Source organism: Streptomyces sp. NBC_01591, assembly GCF_035918155.1.
GTDB lineage: Bacteria > Actinomycetota > Actinomycetes > Streptomycetales > Streptomycetaceae > Streptomyces.
Window position 1 is genome coordinate 6,136,146 of record NZ_CP109327.1, and the last position, 17,607, is coordinate 6,153,752.

Here is a 17,607-nt window from a genome sequence, read left to right on the forward strand (position 1 = left end):
CTCCACATGCCACGGCACGTTCCCGGTCCGCGTGGTCCGCGTCGACGGCCAGGGGGATTGCTCGTGATCACGCGGATCCGCTCACGTAACCGCGGATCCTGGAGGACCGGTCTCAGGTCAGGCTCTCCCGCCAAGCCCGGTGCAGCCCCGCGAAGCGGCCGGTGCCGGCGATGAGGTCGGCCGGGGCGCCGTCCTCCACGATGCGGCCGTGCTCTATCACCAGGACCCGGTCCGCGATCTCCACCGTGGAGAGGCGGTGGGCGATCACCACCGCGGTCCGGCCGTGCAGCACCGTGTCCATGGCCCGTTGCACCGCCCGTTCGCCGGGGACGTCCAGCGAGCTCGTCGCCTCGTCGAGGATCAGTACTGCCGGGTTGGCCAGCAGGGCCCGGGCGAAGCCGACCAACTGGCGCTGGCCGGCCGAGATCCGGCCGCCCCTCTTGCGCACGTCCGTGTCGTATCCGTCGGGCAGTCCGCTGATGAAATCGTGCGCGCCGATCGCCTTGGCGGCCTGTTCGATCTCCGCACGGGTCGCGTCCGGGCTGCCGACCGCGATGTTCTCGGCGACCGTTCCGGAGAACAGGAACGCCTCCTGGGTCACCATCACCACACCGCGCCGCAGCTCCGGCACGGCCAGGTCCCGCAGATCCGTCCCGTCGAGCAGCACCCGGCCGTCCGACGGGTCGTAGAACCGGGCCAGCAGTTTGGCCAGCGTCGACTTGCCCGCGCCCGTCGACCCGACCACGGCGACGGTCTGGCCGGCCGGGATCGTGAGATCGAAGCGGGGCAGCACCTCGCCGCCCGTGCGGTAGGTGAAGCGCACCTGGTCGAAGACGACCTCGCGGCCCGGGTGTTCGCCGGTCAGGGGCGGCAGCTCCCGGGGGCTCGACGTCTCCGGGACGGACGGGGTCTGGGCCAGCAGGCCCGCGATCTTCTCCAGCGAGGCCGCGGCCGACTGGTAGGAGTTGAGGAACATGCCGAGCCGGTCGATCGGGTCGTACAGTCGGCGCAGATAGAGCACGGCCGCGGCCAGCACCCCGAGCGCCAGGGTGCCCGAGGCCACCCGGTACGCACCCCACAGCACGATCCCGGCGACCGCCGTGTTGGCGACCAGCCGGGAGCCGACGACGTACCGCCCCATCTCCAGCATCGCGCTGCCGTTGGTCCACCGGTGCGTGTTGTTGAGGCCCTCGAAGTGCGCGTCGTTGACGGGCTCGCGGCGGAAGGCCTGGACGGGGCGGATGCCGTTCATCGTCTCCGCGAACTTCACGATGACCGCGGCGATCGCCGTCGACCGCGAGGCGTACAGCACCCCGGCCCGCCGCTGGAAGAGCCGCACCAGCAGATACAGCGGGACGAAGGACAGCACGGCCGGCGCGCCCAGACCGAAGTCCAGCCAGAGCAGCATCAGCGAGATGGAGACGAAGGACAGCACGACGCCGATCAGCTCTTGAAGCCCCTCGCTGAGCAGCTCCCGCAGTGACTCCACGTCCGTGGTGGAACGGGAGATCAGCCGGCCCGAGGTGTAGCGCTCGTGGAAGTCCACGCTCAGCGCCTGCGCATGACGGAAGATCCGCCCGCGCAGATCGAGCAGCACGTCCTGGTTGATCCGGGCGGAGGCCCGGATGAACGCGTACTGCATGCCCCCGGCCGCCGCCGAGCACAGCGCGTACCCGACCGCCACCGCGATCAACGGCCCGTAGTCCGCGTCCCGGAACGCGGGCACTCCGCTGTCGATGGCGTACGCGACGAGCAGCGGGCCGGCCTGGACCGCGGCCTGCTGGACCAGCAGCAGGAGCGCGGACACCACCACCCGGGCCTTCATCGGCCGCAGCAGCGACCTCAGCAGTGCCCTGGTCGCGCCGGGCGGGGTGGGCAGATCGTCCCGGTCGAAGCGGTCCTTGGAGTCCTTGGCGTGCTCGGCGGTTCCGGTGTCCTTGGAGCCACCGGCGTCCGCCGCGTCCTCGGCGGGAGAGGTGTCCGTCGTCGTACTGGTCATCGGGTGCGGCCCTTCTCGGCGGGGACGTCCTGGGCGAGGCGGTCCTCGGCGGACGGGTCGGGGAAGGCGTCCCCGGCGGACGCGTCCGGCGCGCCTCCGGTGCCCGACATCAGCCAGGCGTACTCCGGGCTGCTGCGCAGCAGTTCCTGATGGGTGCCGACGGCGGTGATCCGGCCCTCCGAGAGCAGCGCCACCCGGTCCGCGAGCATCACGGTGGACGGCCGGTGCGCGACCACGATCGCCGTGGTCTCCTCCAGGACCTGCCGCAGGGCCGCCTCCACCAGCGCCTCGGTGTGCACGTCCAGCGCGGAGAGCGGATCGTCCAGGACCAGGAAGCGCGGCCGGCCGACCACGGCGCGGGCCAGCGCGAGCCGTTGCCGCTGCCCGCCGGAGAGGCTGAGCCCCTGCTCGCCGACCTGGGTGCCGACGCCCTCGGGCAGATCGTGCGCGAAGTCGGCCTGGGCGATGGCGAGCGCCCTGCGCAACTCCTCGTCCCCGGCGCCCTCGGCGCCCATCAGCACGTTCTCCCCGACGCTCGCCGAGAAGAGCGTCGGCTCCTCGAAGGCCACGGACACCAGTTCGCGCAGCTGTTCCCGGGGCATGGTGGTGATGTCCGTACCGTCCAGGGTGATCCGCCCCGCGGTCGCCTCGTGCAGCCGCGGCACGAGGGCGGTGAGCGTCGTCTTCCCGGAACCCGTGGCCCCGACCAGGGCCATCGTCTCGCCGGGCCGGATACGCAGATCGATCCGGGACAGCACGGGCACGGAGCCGGGCTCCGCATCGGGATAGCGGAACTCCACGCCCTCGAAGACCATTTCGCCTCGGGCGGCCGACCCGCTGCCCGGGGCGTGGCCTTCGGTGGCGGACGCGTCGTTCTCCTCGGCCACGTCCATCACCTCGAAGAACCGCTCGGTCGCCGTCGCCGACTCCTGACTCATCGCCAGCAGGAAGCCGATCGACTCGACCGGCCACCGCAGCGCGAGCGCGGTGGAGAGAAAGGCGACCAGGGTGCCCGCGGAGAGGTCGCCGTCGGCGACCTGGACCGTGCCGAGCACCAGTGCCGCGCCGATGGCCAGCTCCGGGATCACGGTGATGGCGGCCCAGATGCCCGCGAGGAGACGGGCCTTCTCCAGCTCCGTGGTGCGCAGCCGCTGCGAGAGGGCCCGGAAGGCATGGGCCTGGCTGCGGTGCCGGCCGAAGCCCTTGATGATGCGGATGCCGAGCACGCTCTCCTCGACGACCGTCGTCAGATCGCCGACCTGGTCCTGGGCCCGGCGCGCCACGGTCGAGTACTTCGTCTCGAAGACCGAGCAGATGATCATCAGCGGTACGACCGGAACGAGCAGCACCAGCCCCAGCGTCCACTGCTGCATCAGCAGAATGACGAAGCCGATCAGGATCGTCGCCCCGTTGACCAGCAGGAAGGTCAGCGGGAAGGCCAGGAACTGACGCAGCAGCATCAGGTCCGTGGTCGCGCGCGAGAGCAACTGCCCCGACGCCCAGCGGTCGTGGAACGCCACCGGCAGCCGTTGCAGATGCCGGTACAGATCGGCCCGCATCGACGCCTCGACCCCGGCCAGCGGCCGCGCCACCATCCACCGCCGCACCCCGAACAGCGCGGCCTCGCCGATGCCCAGCAACAGCAGATACAGCGCGCCGAGCCAGACGCCGCCGGGGTCGCGGTCCGCCACCGGGCCGTCGACGATCCACTTCAGTACGAGGGGGATCACCAGGCCGACACAGGACGCGGCGATCGCGACCAGGGCGGCGCCGAACAGCCGCTTGCGTACCGGCTTCACATAAGGCCACAACCGCATCAGGGACTGAACGGTGGACCGATCCTTGGGCTCTGCATGTTCTTCGGGCATCACAGGCGAGCCTACGGTTCACCCCTGACATCGCTCATGTGGTTTTTCGGCCGACCGGCGGCGCCCCGGACCCGGTCACCGCCGGTCGCAGCCCGGTCGTAGCCCGTATCAACCGATCGGCTGATGCCCCTTCGAGCGCGATGGACGATGGTGCGCCGGCCCCCGCGACACGATGCTCGGGGGCATGGCAATCATCGAAGTGAACGGGGTGCACAAGGCGTACGCCGGGCGCACCGTGGTCGACGGAGTGAGTTTCACCGTCGACGAGGGGGAGATCTTCGGGATCCTCGGCCCCAACGGTGCGGGCAAGACCACCACCGTCGAATGCGTCGAGGGGCTGCGGGTCCCCGACGAGGGCACGGTCCGCGTCGCCGGTCTCGACCCCGTCGCCGACCACGACCGGGTCACCCGGCTGCTCGGCGCCCAGCTCCAGGAGAGCGAACTGCAGCCCAAACTCACCGTGGCCGAGGCGCTGGAGCTGTACAGCGCCTTCTACCCGGACCCCGCCGACTGGCGGGCGCTCGCCGAACGGCTCGGCCTGCACACCCAGTACGGCACCCGGTTCGCCAAGCTGTCCGGCGGTCAGAAGCAGCGACTGTCCATCGCGCTCGCCCTGGTCGGCAATCCGCGGGTGGTGGTGCTCGACGAGCTGACCACCGGCCTGGACCCGCGGGCCCGCCGGGACACCTGGAAGCTGATCGAGGACGTACGCGACAGCGGCGTCACCGTCCTGCTGGTCACGCACTTCATGGAGGAGGCCAGGCAGCTCTGCGACCGGATCGCCGTCATCGACAAGGGGAAGGTCGTCGCCCTCGACACCCCCTCCGGCCTGATCGGCAGCGCGGGCAGCTCCACGGTCATCTCCTTCACCCCGTCGCGGCCGCTCACCGACACCGAACTGGAGCAGCTGCCCGGCGCGGCCTCCGTGGAGCGCAAGGACGACCGGATCGTCATCAGCGGCACCGACGAGACGGTCAACGCCGTGATCTCCCTGCTGGCCCGGCACAGCATCACCGCACACCGGCTCCGTGTCTCGGAGGCGACGCTCGACGACGCCTTCCTCGACCTCACAGAACAGGCGGCCTGAGATGACCACGGCGAACCCGGCCACCACGACACCCGCACCGGCATCCGCGCGCAAGGCGGTGCTCAGGTCCGAGACCCGGCTCTTCCTGCGCGAACCCGGCGCCCTGTTCTGGATCGTCGTCTTCCCGACCGCGCTCCTGACGATCCTCGGCCTCATCCCCTCCTTCCGGGAGCACACCGACGATCTCGGCGGCCGGCGCGTCATCGACCTGTACGTACCGGTGGCGGTCCTGCTCGCCATGATCATGTCCGGGCTGCAGGCCATGCCGCCCGTCCTCACCGGCTACCGCGAACGCGGCATCCTGCGCCGGATGTCCACCACTCCGGTACGCCCCTCCGCACTGCTCACCGCGCAGATCGCCCTGCACGGCGCCGCCGCCCTCGGCTCCGCCGTACTGGCGATGGCCGTCGGCCGGGTCGCCTTCGGCGTCGAACTGCCCGGCCGGCCCGTCGCCTACGTCCTGGCGCTGCTCCTGTCGACGGCGAGCGTGCTGACCCTCGGCGCACTGCTCTGCGCCCTCTCCCGTACGACCAAGGCGGCCGCCGCCATCAGTTCGGTCGTGAACCTCCTGATGATGTTCACCGCCGGCGTCTGGATCCCGGTGCAGAGCATGCCCGACACCCTCCGGAACATCGTCCGGTTCACCCCGTTCGGAGCGGCGTCCGAGGCGCTGGACCGGGCGGCGTCCGGCAACTGGCCCGGCTTCACCCAGCTCGGCGTGATGGTGCTGTGGACGGCGCTGGTGACGCTGCTCGCGACCCGTCTGTTCCGCTGGGAGTGACCGCCGCGCCGGAGACGGGGAGACTGCACCCATGAAGGCGTGGGACACGGCGACGGCGCATCGGAACGACATGTTGAGCGCCGAGCTGGGGTGGGAACGGTTCTTCAGGTACGGGCCCTACGGGTTCCTCGGCCTGAGCACCCTCGTCGCGGCCGTGACCTCCCCGCTCATCATGGACCGCGCCGACGTGTACACCACCGCGGTGCTGGTGCCCGTGGCTCTCGCCCTCCAGCTCTGGTGGGGGCGGGTCAGGCCGATCGTTGTCCCCAAGTCGCGGGCGTCGCAGTTCTACTACGTCGCCCGCACCCTGATCGCCTTCGCACTGACCTGGTGCAACTCGTTCTTCTCGGTGTTCGCGATCCTCGGATACTTCGACACCGGCCGGTTGCTCCCGCGCCGGGCCGTCCGTCCCGGGCTGCTGGTCACCGCGGCCATCATGGCGGGCGCGCAGTGCGGCAGCGGCCTGCCGCCGGTCTCCCTGATGAACTGGGTCGCCTTCGTGGCCCTGCTCGGTCTGCACGGAACCCTCACCATGGTCTTCGCCAAGATCGGCGACCGTGAGGCCGACCACGCCCGCACCCAGGTCGACACCATCGCCGAACTGGAGTCGGCCAACGCCCGCCTCGAACAGGCCCTGGCGGAGAACGCCGGGCTGCACGCCCAGCTCCTGGTCCAGGCCCGCGAGGCGGGCGTCGCCGACGAGCGCCGCCGGCTCGCCGCCGAGATCCACGACACCCTGGCCCAGGGCCTGGCCGGCATCATCGCCCAGCTCCAGGTGGTGGACTCGATCGGCGACACCGACCCGGCGCTGGCCCGGGTGCACCTGGACCGCGCCGCCGCCCTCGCCCGGCACAGCCTCGGCGAGGCGCGCCGCTCGGTCCACGACCTGGTCCCCGCCGCACTGGAACACGACGACCTGCCGGGCGCGCTGAAGCGCACGGTCACCGATTGGGCGGAACGCCACGGGGTCCGGGCCGAGTTCACCGTCACCGGCACCGTCGAGCCGGTCCACGACGAGATAGCCGCCACCCTCCTCCGGATCGCCGAGGAGGCCCTCGCCAACGTCGGCCGCCACGCCGGGGCCTCCCGGGCCGGTGTGACGCTGTCGTTCATGGGGGACGAACTCACCCTGGACGTACGGGACGACGGCTGCGGCTTCGACCCGGCCGCCCTGCCGCCGGCCGGCGGTGCGGGCGGCTTCGGGCTCGGCGGCATGCGGGCCCGCGCCGAGCGCATCGCGGGGACCGTCGAGGTGGAGACGGAGCCGGGCCGCGGCACGGCGGTCGGCGCCCGGGTGCCCCTGGTCCGGCACAGCCGATGACCAGTACGGTTGACCTGCCATGGCTCAGGACTCCGCACGCGTCATCACGCTCGTCGTCGTCGACGACCATCCCGTCGTACGGGACGGTCTGCGCGGCATGTTCGACTCGGCCCCGGACTTCGAGGTCCTCGGCGAGGCGTCGAACGGGGTGGAGGGGGTCGACCTGGCGGTCCGGCTGGACCCCGATGTCGTCCTGATGGACCTGCGGATGCCGGGCGGCGGCGGAGTCGCCGCCATCGCCGAACTGGCCAGGCGCGGCGCCCGGTCCAAGGTGCTGGTCCTCACCACGTACGACACCGACTCCGACACCCTGCCCGCGATCGAGGCCGGCGCGACCGGCTACCTGCTCAAGGACGCGCCCCGCGACGAGCTGTTCACCGCCGTCCGCGCCGCCGCCGACGGCCGCACCGTGCTCTCGCCCGCCGTCGCCTCCCGGCTCATCTCACGGGTGCGCACCCCCGCGGCGGGCAGCGAGTCGCTGTCGGGCCGCGAGCGCGAGGTGCTCGAACTCGTCGCGAAGGGCACGTCGAACCGGGAGATCGCCGCCGAGCTGTTCATCAGCGAGGCCACCGTGAAGACCCATCTCACCCATGTCTTCGCCAAGCTGGGCGCCAAGGACCGGGCCGCCGCCGTCGCGATCGGCTACGACCGGGGCATCCTCGGCTGACCCGGCCGCACCCCGCACCCCGTTCACCCTGTGACGCGCAGCAGCTGCACCGACCTGGCCGGCACGGTCAGCGTCCCGTCGCCCGGGTGGACGGTGCCGGGGGCCGCGGCCTGGTCCTCCCGCGAGGTGTCCAGGACCAGCTCATAGCTCTGCGCCCACGGCGGCCCGGGGAGCCGGAATCCGGACGGCCGGTGGTCCGCGTGCAGGATCGCCAGAAAGCTGTCGTCCGTGATCTGTTCGCCCCGTGCGTCCCGGCCGGGGATGTCGCGCCCGGAGAGATAGAGCCCGACCGTGGCGGCCGGCGCGTACCAGTCGCCCTCCGTCATCTCCGTACCCCTCGGGGTGAACCACGCCAGGTCCCGCAGCCCGTCCGCCGCCTGCGGCAGCCCGGAGAAGAAGGCCCGGCGGCGCAGCACCGGATGGGTGTGGCGCAGCCGCAGCACCCGCGCCGTCAGCTCGGTCAGCGCCCGCCACCCGGGCTGTTCGAGCAGCGACCAGTCCAGCCAGCCGATCTCGTTGTCCTGGCAGTACGCGTTGTTGTTGCCGCCCTGCGTACGGCCCATCTCGTCGCCCGCGACCAGCATCGGCACCCCCGTCGACAGCAGCAGCGTGGTCAGCAGGTTGCGCAGCTGGCGGCGGCGCAGCGCGTTGATCCCGGGGTCCTCGCTCTCGCCCTCGGCGCCGCAGTTCCAGGCCCGGTTGTCCGAGGTGCCGTCCCGATTGCCCTCGCCGTTGGCCTCGTTGTGCTTCTGCTCGTAGCTCACGAGGTCGCGCAGGGTGAAGCCGTCGTGCGCGGTGACGAAGTTGACCGAGGCGTACGGGCGCCGGCCGCCCCACGCGTAGAGGTCGCTGGAGCCGGTCAGCCGGTAGCCGAGGTCCCGTACGTCGGGCAGGGCGCCGCGCCAGAAGTCGCGCACGGCGTCCCGGTAGTGGTCGTTCCACTCGGTCCACAGCGGCGGGAAGGCGCCCACCTGGTAGCCGCCGTTGCCGACGTCCCACGGCTCGGCGATCAGCTTCACCCGGCGCAGCACCGGGTCCTGGGCGATCACCGCGAGGAACGGCGAGAGCATGTCGACGTCGTGCATGGAGCGGGCCAGCGCGGCCGCCAGGTCGAAGCGGAAGCCGTCGACGCCCATCTCCGTCACCCAGTAGCGCAGCGAGTCCGTGATCAGCCGCAGCACCTGCGGCTGGACCACATGCAGGGTGTTGCCGCAGCCGGTGTAGTCGGCGTACCTGCGGGCGTCGGGCTGGAGGCGGTAGTAGCCGCGGTTGTCGATGCCGCGCAGCGACAGCATCGGACCGAGCTCGCCCGCCTCCGCCGTGTGGTTGTAGACCACGTCGAGGATCACCTCGATCCCGGCGTCGTGCAGGGCCCGCACCATCCGCTTGAACTCGCCGACCTGCTGGCCCGCGGTGCCGCTCGCCGAGTAGCCGGCGTGCGGGGCGAAGTAGCCGATGGAGTTGTAGCCCCAGTAGTTTCGCAGCCCGCGCCGGAGCAGATGGTCCTCGTGGGCGAACTGATGCACCGGCAGCAGCTCCACCGCCGTCACCCCGAGCCGCAGCAGATGCCCGATGGCCGCCGGATGGGCGAGACCGGCGTACGTGCCCCGCAGCTCCTCGGGGATCCCGGGATGCAGCTTGGTGAAGCCGCGCACATGCAGTTCGTAGATGACGGAGTCCGCCCACGGGGTCTTGGGCCGGCGGTCCTCCGCCCAGTCTTCGTCGTCATGGACCACGACGCCCTTGGGGACGTGACGAGCGGAGTCCCGTTCGTCGCGGACGGTGTCGGCGACATGCTGCTGCGGCCAGTCCCTCACATGGCCGTACACCTCGGCCGGAAGCGTGAACGAGCCGTCCACCGCCCGCGCGTACGGATCGAGGAGCAGCTTCGCCGCGTTCCAGCGGGCACCGGTCCAGGGGTCCCAGCGGCCGTGCACCCGGTAGCCGTAGCGCTGGCCCGGTCGTACGCCCGGCACGAAGCCGTGCCGGATCTCATGGGTCAGCTCGGTCAGCGCAAGGCGCTGCTCGGTCCCGTCCTCGTCGAAGAGGCAGAGCTCGACCGCCTCCGAACCACCCGCCCAGAGCGCGAAGTTGGTGCCCGCGACCCCGTCGGGGCCCACCCGGAAACGGGCCCCGAGCGGTGTCGGGGCGCCGGGCCACACGGCGGGCTGACGCCCCGGCACGGCCTCCCGCCGCTGCCGTCCGGCCGCCGTCCCCGGCTCCTGCACTGCCTCCTGCTCGGCTGCGCTCGACACCTGCTCGCCTCCCGCGGCTCGTGGGGACCGGCACCGAAAAGGAGCGCACGGCGTCCCGGCCGAGGCTCCCCGAGTGTGGTCCTCCCCTCTGTTTCTGCCCACCCCGGCGCCCGCACTCACGTTTCCCCCGACCGGCCCCCGTCGTTGGGGGGACGTGAACCACGTAGCGAAGAAGGCGGTGGCGAACCCGGCCACCGTGCTGACATGGGCAGGACTGCTCGTCGTGCTGGCCGTACTGGCCGGCTGCACCGGCGTCGGATCGATCTTCAGCGGGAAGGCGGGCCCACCGCAGGACGCGATCCAGGTCACCCCGCGGGACGGGGCGAAGAACATCGGCCCGGACGGCCGGATCGGGGTGAAGGTCCCCGACGGCCGGCTGGAGAGCGTCGAGGTGACCCGGATCGAGGATGCGCAGCGCCAGAAGGTGCCGGGCCGGATCGCGGACGACGGTCTGTCCTGGGCGCCCCGGGCAGGGGCGGGCCGGCTCAGGCTCGCCGCCAAGTACAGCGTGGACGCGGTGGCCGTGGACGGCTCGGGGAACCGCTCGGCCCGCCACACCACCTTCACCACGGCCGTGCCCGAGCATCGCTTCATCGGCTACTTCAAGCCGGAGAACCGCTCCACGGTCGGCACCGGGATGATCGTCTCCTTCGACTTCAACCGGCCGGTCGTCAACCGCGCGGCCGTCCAGAAGGCCATCAAGGTGACGGCCGTACCGCCGGTCGAGGTGGTGGGGCACTGGTTCGGCGGCGACCGGCTCGACTTCCGCCCCGCCGCCTACTGGAAGCCGGGCACCGAGGTGACCGTCGAGATGGCGCTGCGCGACGTGGAGGGCGCGCCGCACGTGTACGGCACCCAGGACAAGAAGGTCGTCTTCAAGGTCGGCCGCTCCCAGACGTCCCGGGTCGACGCGGCCGCGCACACCATGGAGGTGCGCCGCGACGGCGAGCCCGTCTCCACCATTCCGATCACGGCGGGCTCCGCAGGGAAGACGACCACGTACAACGGGAAGATGGTGGTCAGCGAGATGCACGAAGTGACCCGGATGGACGGCCGCACGGTCGGCTTCGGCGGCGAGTACGACATCAAGGACGTCCCGCACGCCATCCGGCTCACCAAGTCCGGTACCTTCCTGCACGGCAACTACTGGTCGGACGAGGACGTCTTCGGCTCGGAGAACGTCAGCCACGGCTGTGTCGGGCTGCTCGACGTACCGGGCGGCAGCAGTGACACCCCGGCCGGCTGGTTCTTCGACCGGACGCTCATCGGCGACGTGGTCGAGGTCGTCAACTCCGAGGACAAACAGGTCGCGCCGGACAACGGGCTCGGCGGCTGGAATCTGGACTGGGCCCGCTGGAAGGCCGGCTCCGCCCTCCGCTGAGTCCCCGTCGGACCGCCCCGGTCGGCCGCCTACCGCGCCCCCCGGTGAAGTCCCGGGACAACTTGGGACTGAACGGTGACATCCGGGGGGTCATTTCCCCACGGGCGGTGTGATTATCTTTCGCTGAGCGTGCATGTGCAGCGCGCGGGGGAGGGAGCCTTCGGGCTCCCGGGGCCTTGGCGGGGCCAGGCCGTGTGAGGGGAGACGACCACATTGAACGGGCAGCCGATATCGGGGACATCGGCCGGGGCGAACGGCGTACGGGGCGGGCGAGGGTCCACCGGACTGCTGGCTCTGGTACTGGGTGCGCTGCTGTTGCTGGTGACGGCGTGCGGCGGGGGAGACGACGCGGGCAGCGGTAAGGGCGGCAAGGGCGGGGGGAAGGTCGACGACACCTCCGCCTCGCAGGCCGTGGTGACCGTCGCGCCCAAGGACGGCGCGGACTCCGTCGCGACCAGCGGGGCACTGAAGGTCTCCGCCGACCAGGGCAAGCTGACCACGGTCAAGGTCTCCGACCCCAAGGGCGCCGAGGTCGAGGGGAAGATCGCGGCGGACGGCGCGAGCTGGACGCCGGACCAGCATCTGGCCGCGGCGACCAAGTACAAGGTCCACGCGGTCGCCAAGGACTCGGAGGGCCGTGAGTCCGCGAAGGACACCAGCTTCACCACGCTGGTCCCGCAGAACACCTTCATCGGGCAGTACACCCCGGAGGACGGCTCCACGGTCGGCGTGGGGATGCCCGTCTCGATCCACTTCACCCGTGGCATCACCGACCCGGAGGCGGTCGAGAAGGCGATCAAGGTGACGGCCGAGCCGTCCGTTCCGGTCGAGGGCCACTGGTTCGGCAACGACCGCCTCGACTTCCGCCCCGAGGAGTACTGGGCCGCGGGCACCAAGGTGACCGTGAAGCTCAACCTCGACGGCGTAGAGGGACGCCCCGGCGTCTACGGCAAGCAGGCCAAGACGATCTCCTTCACCATCGGCCGCAAGCAGGTCAGCACGGTCGACGCGAGCACGCACCGGATGAAGGTCGTCCGCGACGGTCAGCAGATCAAGGACATCCCGATCTCGGCGGGCGCCCCGGCGACCACCACGTACAACGGCCAGATGGTCATCAGCGAGAAGCTCAAGGTGACCCGGATGAACGGTGACACCGTCGGCTTCGGTGGCGAGTACGACATCAAGGACGTGCCGCACGCGATGCGTCTGTCCACCTCGGGCACCTTCATCCACGGCAACTACTGGGGCGCCTCCAGCATCTTCGGCTCGACCAACACCAGCCACGGCTGCGTCGGTCTGCAGGACGTGCGCGGCGCCTGGTCCAAGAAGACCTCGGCGGCCTGGTTCTTCGACAACTCGCTCATCGGCGACGTCGTGGTCGTGAAGAACTCGCACGACAGCACGATCCAGCCGGACAACGGCCTCAACGGCTGGAACATGTCCTGGTCGGAGTGGACCAAGTAGCTCCCGACGCAAGGATTACGGAGCGGGCCCGGCGCTGTGACCAACAGCACCGGGCCCGCCGCCGTTAGCGGCGGTTAACCTGCCTCCCATGACCGCAAATCTCGAAGTACGCGACGGCGTCGGCACGATCCGGCTGGACCGCCCGCCCATGAACGCCCTGGACGTCGCCACCCAGGACCGGCTGCGTGAACTAGCCGAGGAGGCCACCCGGCGCGACGACGTGCGTGCCGTGGTCCTCTACGGCGGCGAGAAGGTGTTCGCGGCGGGCGCGGACATCAAGGAGATGCAGGCGATGGACCATACGGCGATGGTCGTACGGTCCAAGGCGCTCCAGGACTCGTTCACCGCGGTGGCCCGGATCCCCAAGCCCGTCGTCGCCGCCGTCACCGGCTACGCGCTGGGCGGCGGCTGCGAGCTGGCGCTCTGCGCCGACTTCCGCATCGCCGCCGACAACGCCAAGCTCGGCCAGCCCGAGATCCTGCTCGGGCTGATCCCGGGCGCGGGCGGCACCCAGCGCCTGGCCCGGCTGATCGGCCCCTCCAGGGCCAAGGACCTGATCTTCACCGGTCGTCATGTGAGGGCCGAGGAGGCCCTGACGATCGGTCTGGTCGACCGTGTGGTGCCCGCCGCCGAGGTGTACGAGCAGGCGCACGCCTGGGCCGCCGGGCTGGCGAAGGGGCCGGCCCTGGCGCTGCGAGCCGCCAAGGAATCCATCGATGCCGGTCTGGAGACGGACATCGACACCGGGCTCACGATCGAGCGGAACTGGTTCGCCGGACTGTTCGCCACCGAGGACCGGGAGCGCGGAATGCGCAGCTTTGTGGAAGAGGGTCCGGGCAAGGCCAAGTTCCTCTGACCGTCCGTCAGTTGGGCACAGGTTGACGCGGGTTCATCCGTGCGGGCGGATTAGCTGTGCCTCGAGGGAACCTTGAGGCACAGCTCCCGGGAGGGCCCGCAGACCTCGCTCGAACGGGGTATCCGCGCAGGTCAGACGGGTTGCGGCGGGGTGCATTCTGCCAATGGCATATGCCTACCGACCTCTTTGGAGCAGTGCATTCCGGGGTGCGGATTCCTTCGGAACGGCCCCGGCGCGCCGGTCTTGCGGCCATGATGGTGTCCATGGCGGGCCTGGAGGGTGTGGAACAGCCGCGACCGCACAGTGGTGCGACAGCGGCGCGCTGGATGCCGGTCGTCGAGGACGAACAGGCTTTCAAGGTACTGGAGTTGTTCGGAAATCCGACGGAGGGCGAAGTCCGGCTGCCCTCCCGTCCGGAGTCCGCGGCCACCGCCCGGCGGCTCACCTCGTGCGTGGTGCTGCGTCAGTGGGCGCTCTCCCCGCAGACCGCCGAATACGCCGTGCTGCTCGTCTCGGAGCTCGTCGGCAACGCGGTGCGGCACACCGGCGCCCGGGTCTTCGGGCTGCGGATGCTGCGCCGCCGCGGCTGGATCAGGATCGAGGTGCGCGACCCCTCGCGCGGGCTGCCCTGTCTGATGCCCGTCCAGGAGATGGACATCAGCGGCCGGGGCCTCTTCCTCGTGGACAAGCTCTCCGACCGCTGGGGCGTGGATCTGCTGCCGCGCGGCAAGACCACCTGGTTCGAGATGCGGATCTCCGACCGCTGACCCCGGCCGGCCGTGCCCGGAACCACAGCAGCCCCCGGTCCGCCGTGGTGAGGCGCTTCGGGGGCTGCTGTGTGGGGGCCGTGAAATGGGGGGGGTGTTCACGGCCGCTTATGACGACCGGGCTCGGGTCATGCGGTCGTGTCACCGACTATGGCAGACGGGCGACCTCCCCGCCAAAAGTGCAATCGACGCATTCGCCGTCATAGTGGGACATTCTCCAGGTGAATCGCAGGTGTGATGGGTCACTTGCCTATAAAAGTGTGAATATTTATGGGATTCGGTGAGTGATTCATTCGCGTCGCCCATATGTCTAAATTGTTATTTTCTTCTCATTTCGCCCCTACTGTGTCTGTACATGAACGCCTCCGACGCTCCGGTGCACCGCCGCAGCGCCCTGCGTGCGGGAGCAGGGGCTGCCCTCGCCGGGGTCCTCGCCGCCGGGTGCGCGGACCGCGACGCCGCCGGCACACCGGCCGGGACCGTCACGGACGCGGTGAGCCCGAAGAACCCCGTCGACGCGACCGGCCGGCCCCCGTCCCCGCAGCCCGCGCCCGGACCGCACCGCTTCCCCGGACAGCCGGCCCAGATCGACCACGGCCCCCGCGACCGCGCCCGCGTCGCCCTCACCTTCCACGGTCAGGGCGACCCCGCCATCGCCCGGACCGTGCTCGCCGAGGCCGAACGGGCCCACGTCCGGGTCACCGTCCTCGCCGTCGGCAGCTGGCTCGACGAACACCCCGGGATGGCCCGGCGCATCCTCGACGGCGGCCACGAACTCGGCAACCACACCCAGCACCACGCCGACATCTCCTCGATGGGCGAGGCCGAGGCGTACGCGGAGATCAACGACTGCGCCCAGCGGCTGCGCAGGCTCACCGGCTCCATCGGTACCTGGTTCCGCCCCTCGCGCACCCGGTTCGCCACTCCTTTCGTCCAACGGCTGGCCGCCAGGGCGGGCTACCCGCACGTCCTCTCGTACGACGTGGACTCCCTCGACTTCACCTCTCCCGGCGCCGCGGCCGTGACCCGCAAGGTGGCCGGGGAGATCCGCAACGGATCGGTGGTGAGTCTGCACTTCGGTTACGCGGACACGGTCGCCGCGCTGCCTCTCCTCCTCACCGAAATCGACCGCCGCCGACTGCGCGCGGTGACGACCACGGAGCTGCTGACCTGATGTCTCCCTCCACCAAGCACACCGCGGCCCTGCTCGGCGGCGTCCTGCTGGCCGTACTCACCGGCTGCGGCACCTCAGCCGACAAGGCGAACGTCCAGGCCGTCGGCAGCGAGGCCGCCGCACTGCCCGCCAAGTCCGATCGCGCCACACCGCCCGCACCGCCGGGACTCCCGGGGATGCCTCCGGTGCTCGACGCCAAGGACGTCTACGCGGCCGACCGGGGAAAGCTCTCGCCGGTCGTCAAGGACTTCCCGTCCCGGGTGTACGTCCCCAACACCAACTCCGACACCGTGACCGTGATCGACCCCGCGACGTACAAGGTCATCAGGACCATCAAGGTCGGTCGCCAGCCGCAGCACGTCGTCCCGTCCTGGGACCTGAAGACGCTCTGGGTCAACAACGACATCGGCGACAGCCTCACGGCCATCGACCCGGCCACGGGGAAGGCCGGTCCGACGGTGCCGGTGTCCGACCCGTACAACCTCTACTTCACCCCGGACGGCAAGTACGCCGTGGTGATGGCCTCGATGGACCGCGAGCTGGTGTTCCGCGACGCCCACACCATGAAGACGGCCAGGACCGTCCCGGTCGACTGCGCGGGCGTCAATCACGCCGACTTCTCCACCGACGGCCGGTACTTCATCGTCTCCTGCGAGTTCTCCGGCGAACTCCTCAAGGTCGACACGGCGAGGATGAAGGTCGTCGCCCAGCAGAAGCTGCCGCTCAAGGGCGCGATGCCGCAGGACGTGAAGCTGTCGCCCGACGGCGGGACCTTCTACATCGCGGACATGATCGCCGACGGCATCTGGGTGCTGGACGGGAAGAAGTTCACCACCCCGAAGCTGCTGCACACCGGCAAGGGCACCCACGGGCTCTACGTCAGCCGCGACTCCAAGGAGATGTACATCTCCAACCGCGGCGAAGGCACCATCTCCGTCTTCGACTTCGCACAGCGCAAGCCGGCGAAGAAATGGCGCCTGCCCGGTGGCGGCAGCCCCGACATGGGCGGAGTATCGGCGGACGGCAAGGTCCTCTGGCTGAGCGGACGTTACGACGCCGAGGTGTACGCCATCGACACCGCCACCGGCAAACAGCTCGCCCGTATCCCGGTGGGCAGCGGCCCGCACGGACTCGCCGTCTACCCGCAGCCGGGCCGCTACTCGCTCGGCCACACCGGCGTCTTCCGCTGACCGCCGGAAAGGCGTGCGCCGTGGCCCTGTCGGTCGCTCACCCGGCGATCAGCAGGGCCTCCGAGCCCACCGGCCGGTAGCCCGCCGCCTGGAACGTCCGCACACTGCGGGCGTTCCCCGGCGACTGCTGGGCCCACACCACCGCGTCCGGCACCAGATGCCGGGCCGCCCGCGCCAGCCGTTCGCCGAGCCGCCGTCCGCGCGCCTCCTCGGCCACCTCGATCGCGGTCTCCCAGCGCCCCGCGACTCCCCGGCCGAGGATCACCACACCGCCGTCGGTGGACCAGACCCGCACGTCGTCGCGGTACTTCATCGCCCGTGCCACCCGCGGATGCTCCGGGTCCTCGATCTCCCGCAGCGCGATCTCCGGTTCGCCGGGCAGCGCGTCCGCGACCGTCAGCAGGTCGATGGTGTTCATGTGCCGGCCGCTCCGGGCCAGGAGCGCGCTCAGGAAGTACGGATTCATCGTCGCGGCGAGCGCGTCGCCGGGGGTGCCGGCCAGCACGGCCCGCACCCAGTCGGGGTCCTCGTCGGTGAAGACCACCGAGTGCGCGGTGAACGCCAGCACTCCCGCGTCCCGGGCACCCGGCTGCCCCACCACGGTCGTCGAACCGTCCGGCGGGGGGAACCGCCCCTGCGCCGCGGCTACCAGAATCCGTGCCAGCGCGTCATCCATGGGCGTTCCGCTCCCCCGTCCGGGCCGTGGTCCGCCGGGCGGCGGACCTCCCACCCATGATCGACGACCGGCCGCCGCGACCGCCATCCGTCGCGACCGTTAATCTGACCCCCGTCAGTCA

General features: G+C 70.9%; 14 protein-coding genes. 10 read left to right on the forward strand and 4 right to left on the reverse strand.

Going from position 1 to position 17,607, the window contains the following annotated elements; all coding sequences use genetic code 11:
* Positions 1–112 precede the first annotated feature (112 nt).
* Together OG978_RS28455 and OG978_RS28460 are read right to left on the reverse strand one after the other, a co-directional pair.
* Positions 113–1,999: an ABC transporter ATP-binding protein gene (locus OG978_RS28455; RefSeq protein WP_326767939.1), complete on the reverse strand. Its 1,887-nt coding sequence runs from the start codon at positions 1,997–1,999 to the stop codon at positions 113–115.
* Positions 1,996–3,867 (reverse strand): ABC transporter ATP-binding protein, encoded by a 1,872-nt coding sequence (locus tag OG978_RS28460; RefSeq protein WP_326767940.1) that lies wholly within the window; start codon positions 3,865–3,867, stop codon positions 1,996–1,998. The genes OG978_RS28455 and OG978_RS28460 overlap by 4 nt, the downstream gene beginning before the upstream one ends.
* Positions 3,868–4,051: 184 nt before the next feature.
* On the opposite strand from OG978_RS28460, the gene OG978_RS28465 reads away from it, so the two are divergent.
* The 4 genes from OG978_RS28465 to OG978_RS28480 are packed head-to-tail and all read left to right on the forward strand — an operon-like array spanning position 4,052 to position 7,723.
* The gene (locus OG978_RS28465; protein WP_326767941.1) at positions 4,052–4,954 is read left to right on the forward strand and encodes an ABC transporter ATP-binding protein; all 903 of its coding nucleotides are present in this window, start codon (positions 4,052–4,054) and stop codon (positions 4,952–4,954) included.
* A gap of 1 nt (position 4,955) precedes the next feature.
* On the forward strand, positions 4,956–5,735 hold the full coding sequence (locus tag OG978_RS28470; RefSeq protein WP_326767942.1) for an ABC transporter permease: 780 nt from the start codon (positions 4,956–4,958) through the stop codon (positions 5,733–5,735).
* Between the two features lie 31 nt (positions 5,736–5,766).
* The gene (locus OG978_RS28475) at positions 5,767–7,056 is read left to right on the forward strand and encodes a sensor histidine kinase (protein WP_326767943.1); all 1,290 of its coding nucleotides are present in this window, start codon (positions 5,767–5,769) and stop codon (positions 7,054–7,056) included.
* 19 nt (positions 7,057–7,075) lie between these two features.
* Positions 7,076–7,723, forward strand: a complete 648-nt coding sequence (locus OG978_RS28480) for a response regulator transcription factor (RefSeq protein ID WP_326767944.1) — start codon at positions 7,076–7,078, stop codon at positions 7,721–7,723.
* 23 nt (positions 7,724–7,746) lie between these two features.
* On the opposite strand, the gene glgX is transcribed toward OG978_RS28480, so the two are convergent.
* A complete protein-coding gene (glgX, locus tag OG978_RS28485; protein ID WP_442817757.1) occupies positions 7,747–9,978 on the reverse strand; it encodes a glycogen debranching protein GlgX in 2,232 nt (743 codons plus the stop codon).
* Between the two features lie 154 nt (positions 9,979–10,132).
* Between glgX and OG978_RS28490 the strand changes: the two genes are divergently transcribed.
* The 6 genes from OG978_RS28490 to OG978_RS28515 all read left to right on the forward strand — a co-directional run bounded on the left by OG978_RS28490 (position 10,133) and on the right by OG978_RS28515 (position 16,810).
* Entirely contained in the window at positions 10,133–11,359 is a 1,227-nt protein-coding gene (locus OG978_RS28490; protein ID WP_326767945.1) for a L,D-transpeptidase, read from the forward strand.
* 213 nt (positions 11,360–11,572) lie between these two features.
* Positions 11,573–12,823, forward strand: coding sequence for a L,D-transpeptidase (locus OG978_RS28495; RefSeq protein WP_326767946.1), 1,251 nt, complete (start codon positions 11,573–11,575; stop codon positions 12,821–12,823).
* Positions 12,824–12,911: 88 nt separating this feature from the next.
* Positions 12,912–13,679: an enoyl-CoA hydratase/isomerase family protein gene (locus OG978_RS28500; RefSeq protein ID WP_326767947.1), complete on the forward strand. Its 768-nt coding sequence runs from the start codon at positions 12,912–12,914 to the stop codon at positions 13,677–13,679.
* Between the two features lie 251 nt (positions 13,680–13,930).
* Complete coding sequence (locus tag OG978_RS28505; protein WP_326767948.1) at positions 13,931–14,446, forward strand: ATP-binding protein; 516 nt, start codon at positions 13,931–13,933, stop codon at positions 14,444–14,446.
* A 355-nt stretch (positions 14,447–14,801) separates the two neighbouring features.
* Complete coding sequence (locus OG978_RS28510) at positions 14,802–15,620, forward strand: polysaccharide deacetylase family protein (protein WP_326767949.1); 819 nt, start codon at positions 14,802–14,804, stop codon at positions 15,618–15,620.
* Positions 15,620–16,810 carry a YVTN family beta-propeller repeat protein gene (locus OG978_RS28515; protein ID WP_326767950.1) on the forward strand — a complete coding sequence of 397 codons (1,191 nt, stop codon included), beginning with the start codon at positions 15,620–15,622 and terminating at the stop codon, positions 16,808–16,810. The genes OG978_RS28510 and OG978_RS28515 overlap by 1 nt, the downstream gene beginning before the upstream one ends.
* 37 nt (positions 16,811–16,847) lie before the next feature.
* Here OG978_RS28515 and OG978_RS28520 read toward each other — a convergent pair whose 3' ends face one another.
* Entirely contained in the window at positions 16,848–17,486 is a 639-nt protein-coding gene (locus tag OG978_RS28520) for a GNAT family N-acetyltransferase (protein WP_326767951.1), read from the reverse strand.
* Positions 17,487–17,607 lie beyond the last annotated feature (121 nt).

Bases quoted from the DNA above. Each gene is read 5' to 3' on its own strand.
- OG978_RS28455 (WP_326767939.1), bottom strand. From the start codon at position 1,999: ATGACCAGTACGACGACGGACACCTCTCCCGCCGAGGACGCGGCGGAC.
- OG978_RS28460 (WP_326767940.1), bottom strand. From the start codon at position 3,867: ATGCCCGAAGAACATGCAGAGCCCAAGGATCGGTCCACCGTTCAGTCC.
- OG978_RS28465 (WP_326767941.1), top strand. From the start codon at position 4,052: ATGGCAATCATCGAAGTGAACGGGGTGCACAAGGCGTACGCCGGGCGC.
- OG978_RS28470 (WP_326767942.1), top strand. From the start codon at position 4,956: ATGACCACGGCGAACCCGGCCACCACGACACCCGCACCGGCATCCGCG.
- OG978_RS28475 (WP_326767943.1), top strand. From the start codon at position 5,767: ATGAAGGCGTGGGACACGGCGACGGCGCATCGGAACGACATGTTGAGC.
- OG978_RS28480 (WP_326767944.1), top strand. From the start codon at position 7,076: ATGGCTCAGGACTCCGCACGCGTCATCACGCTCGTCGTCGTCGACGAC.
- OG978_RS28500 (WP_326767947.1), top strand. From the start codon at position 12,912: ATGACCGCAAATCTCGAAGTACGCGACGGCGTCGGCACGATCCGGCTG.
- OG978_RS28505 (WP_326767948.1), top strand. From the start codon at position 13,931: ATGATGGTGTCCATGGCGGGCCTGGAGGGTGTGGAACAGCCGCGACCG.
- OG978_RS28510 (WP_326767949.1), top strand. From the start codon at position 14,802: ATGAACGCCTCCGACGCTCCGGTGCACCGCCGCAGCGCCCTGCGTGCG.
- OG978_RS28515 (WP_326767950.1), top strand. From the start codon at position 15,620: ATGTCTCCCTCCACCAAGCACACCGCGGCCCTGCTCGGCGGCGTCCTG.
- OG978_RS28520 (WP_326767951.1), bottom strand. From the start codon at position 17,486: ATGGATGACGCGCTGGCACGGATTCTGGTAGCCGCGGCGCAGGGGCGG.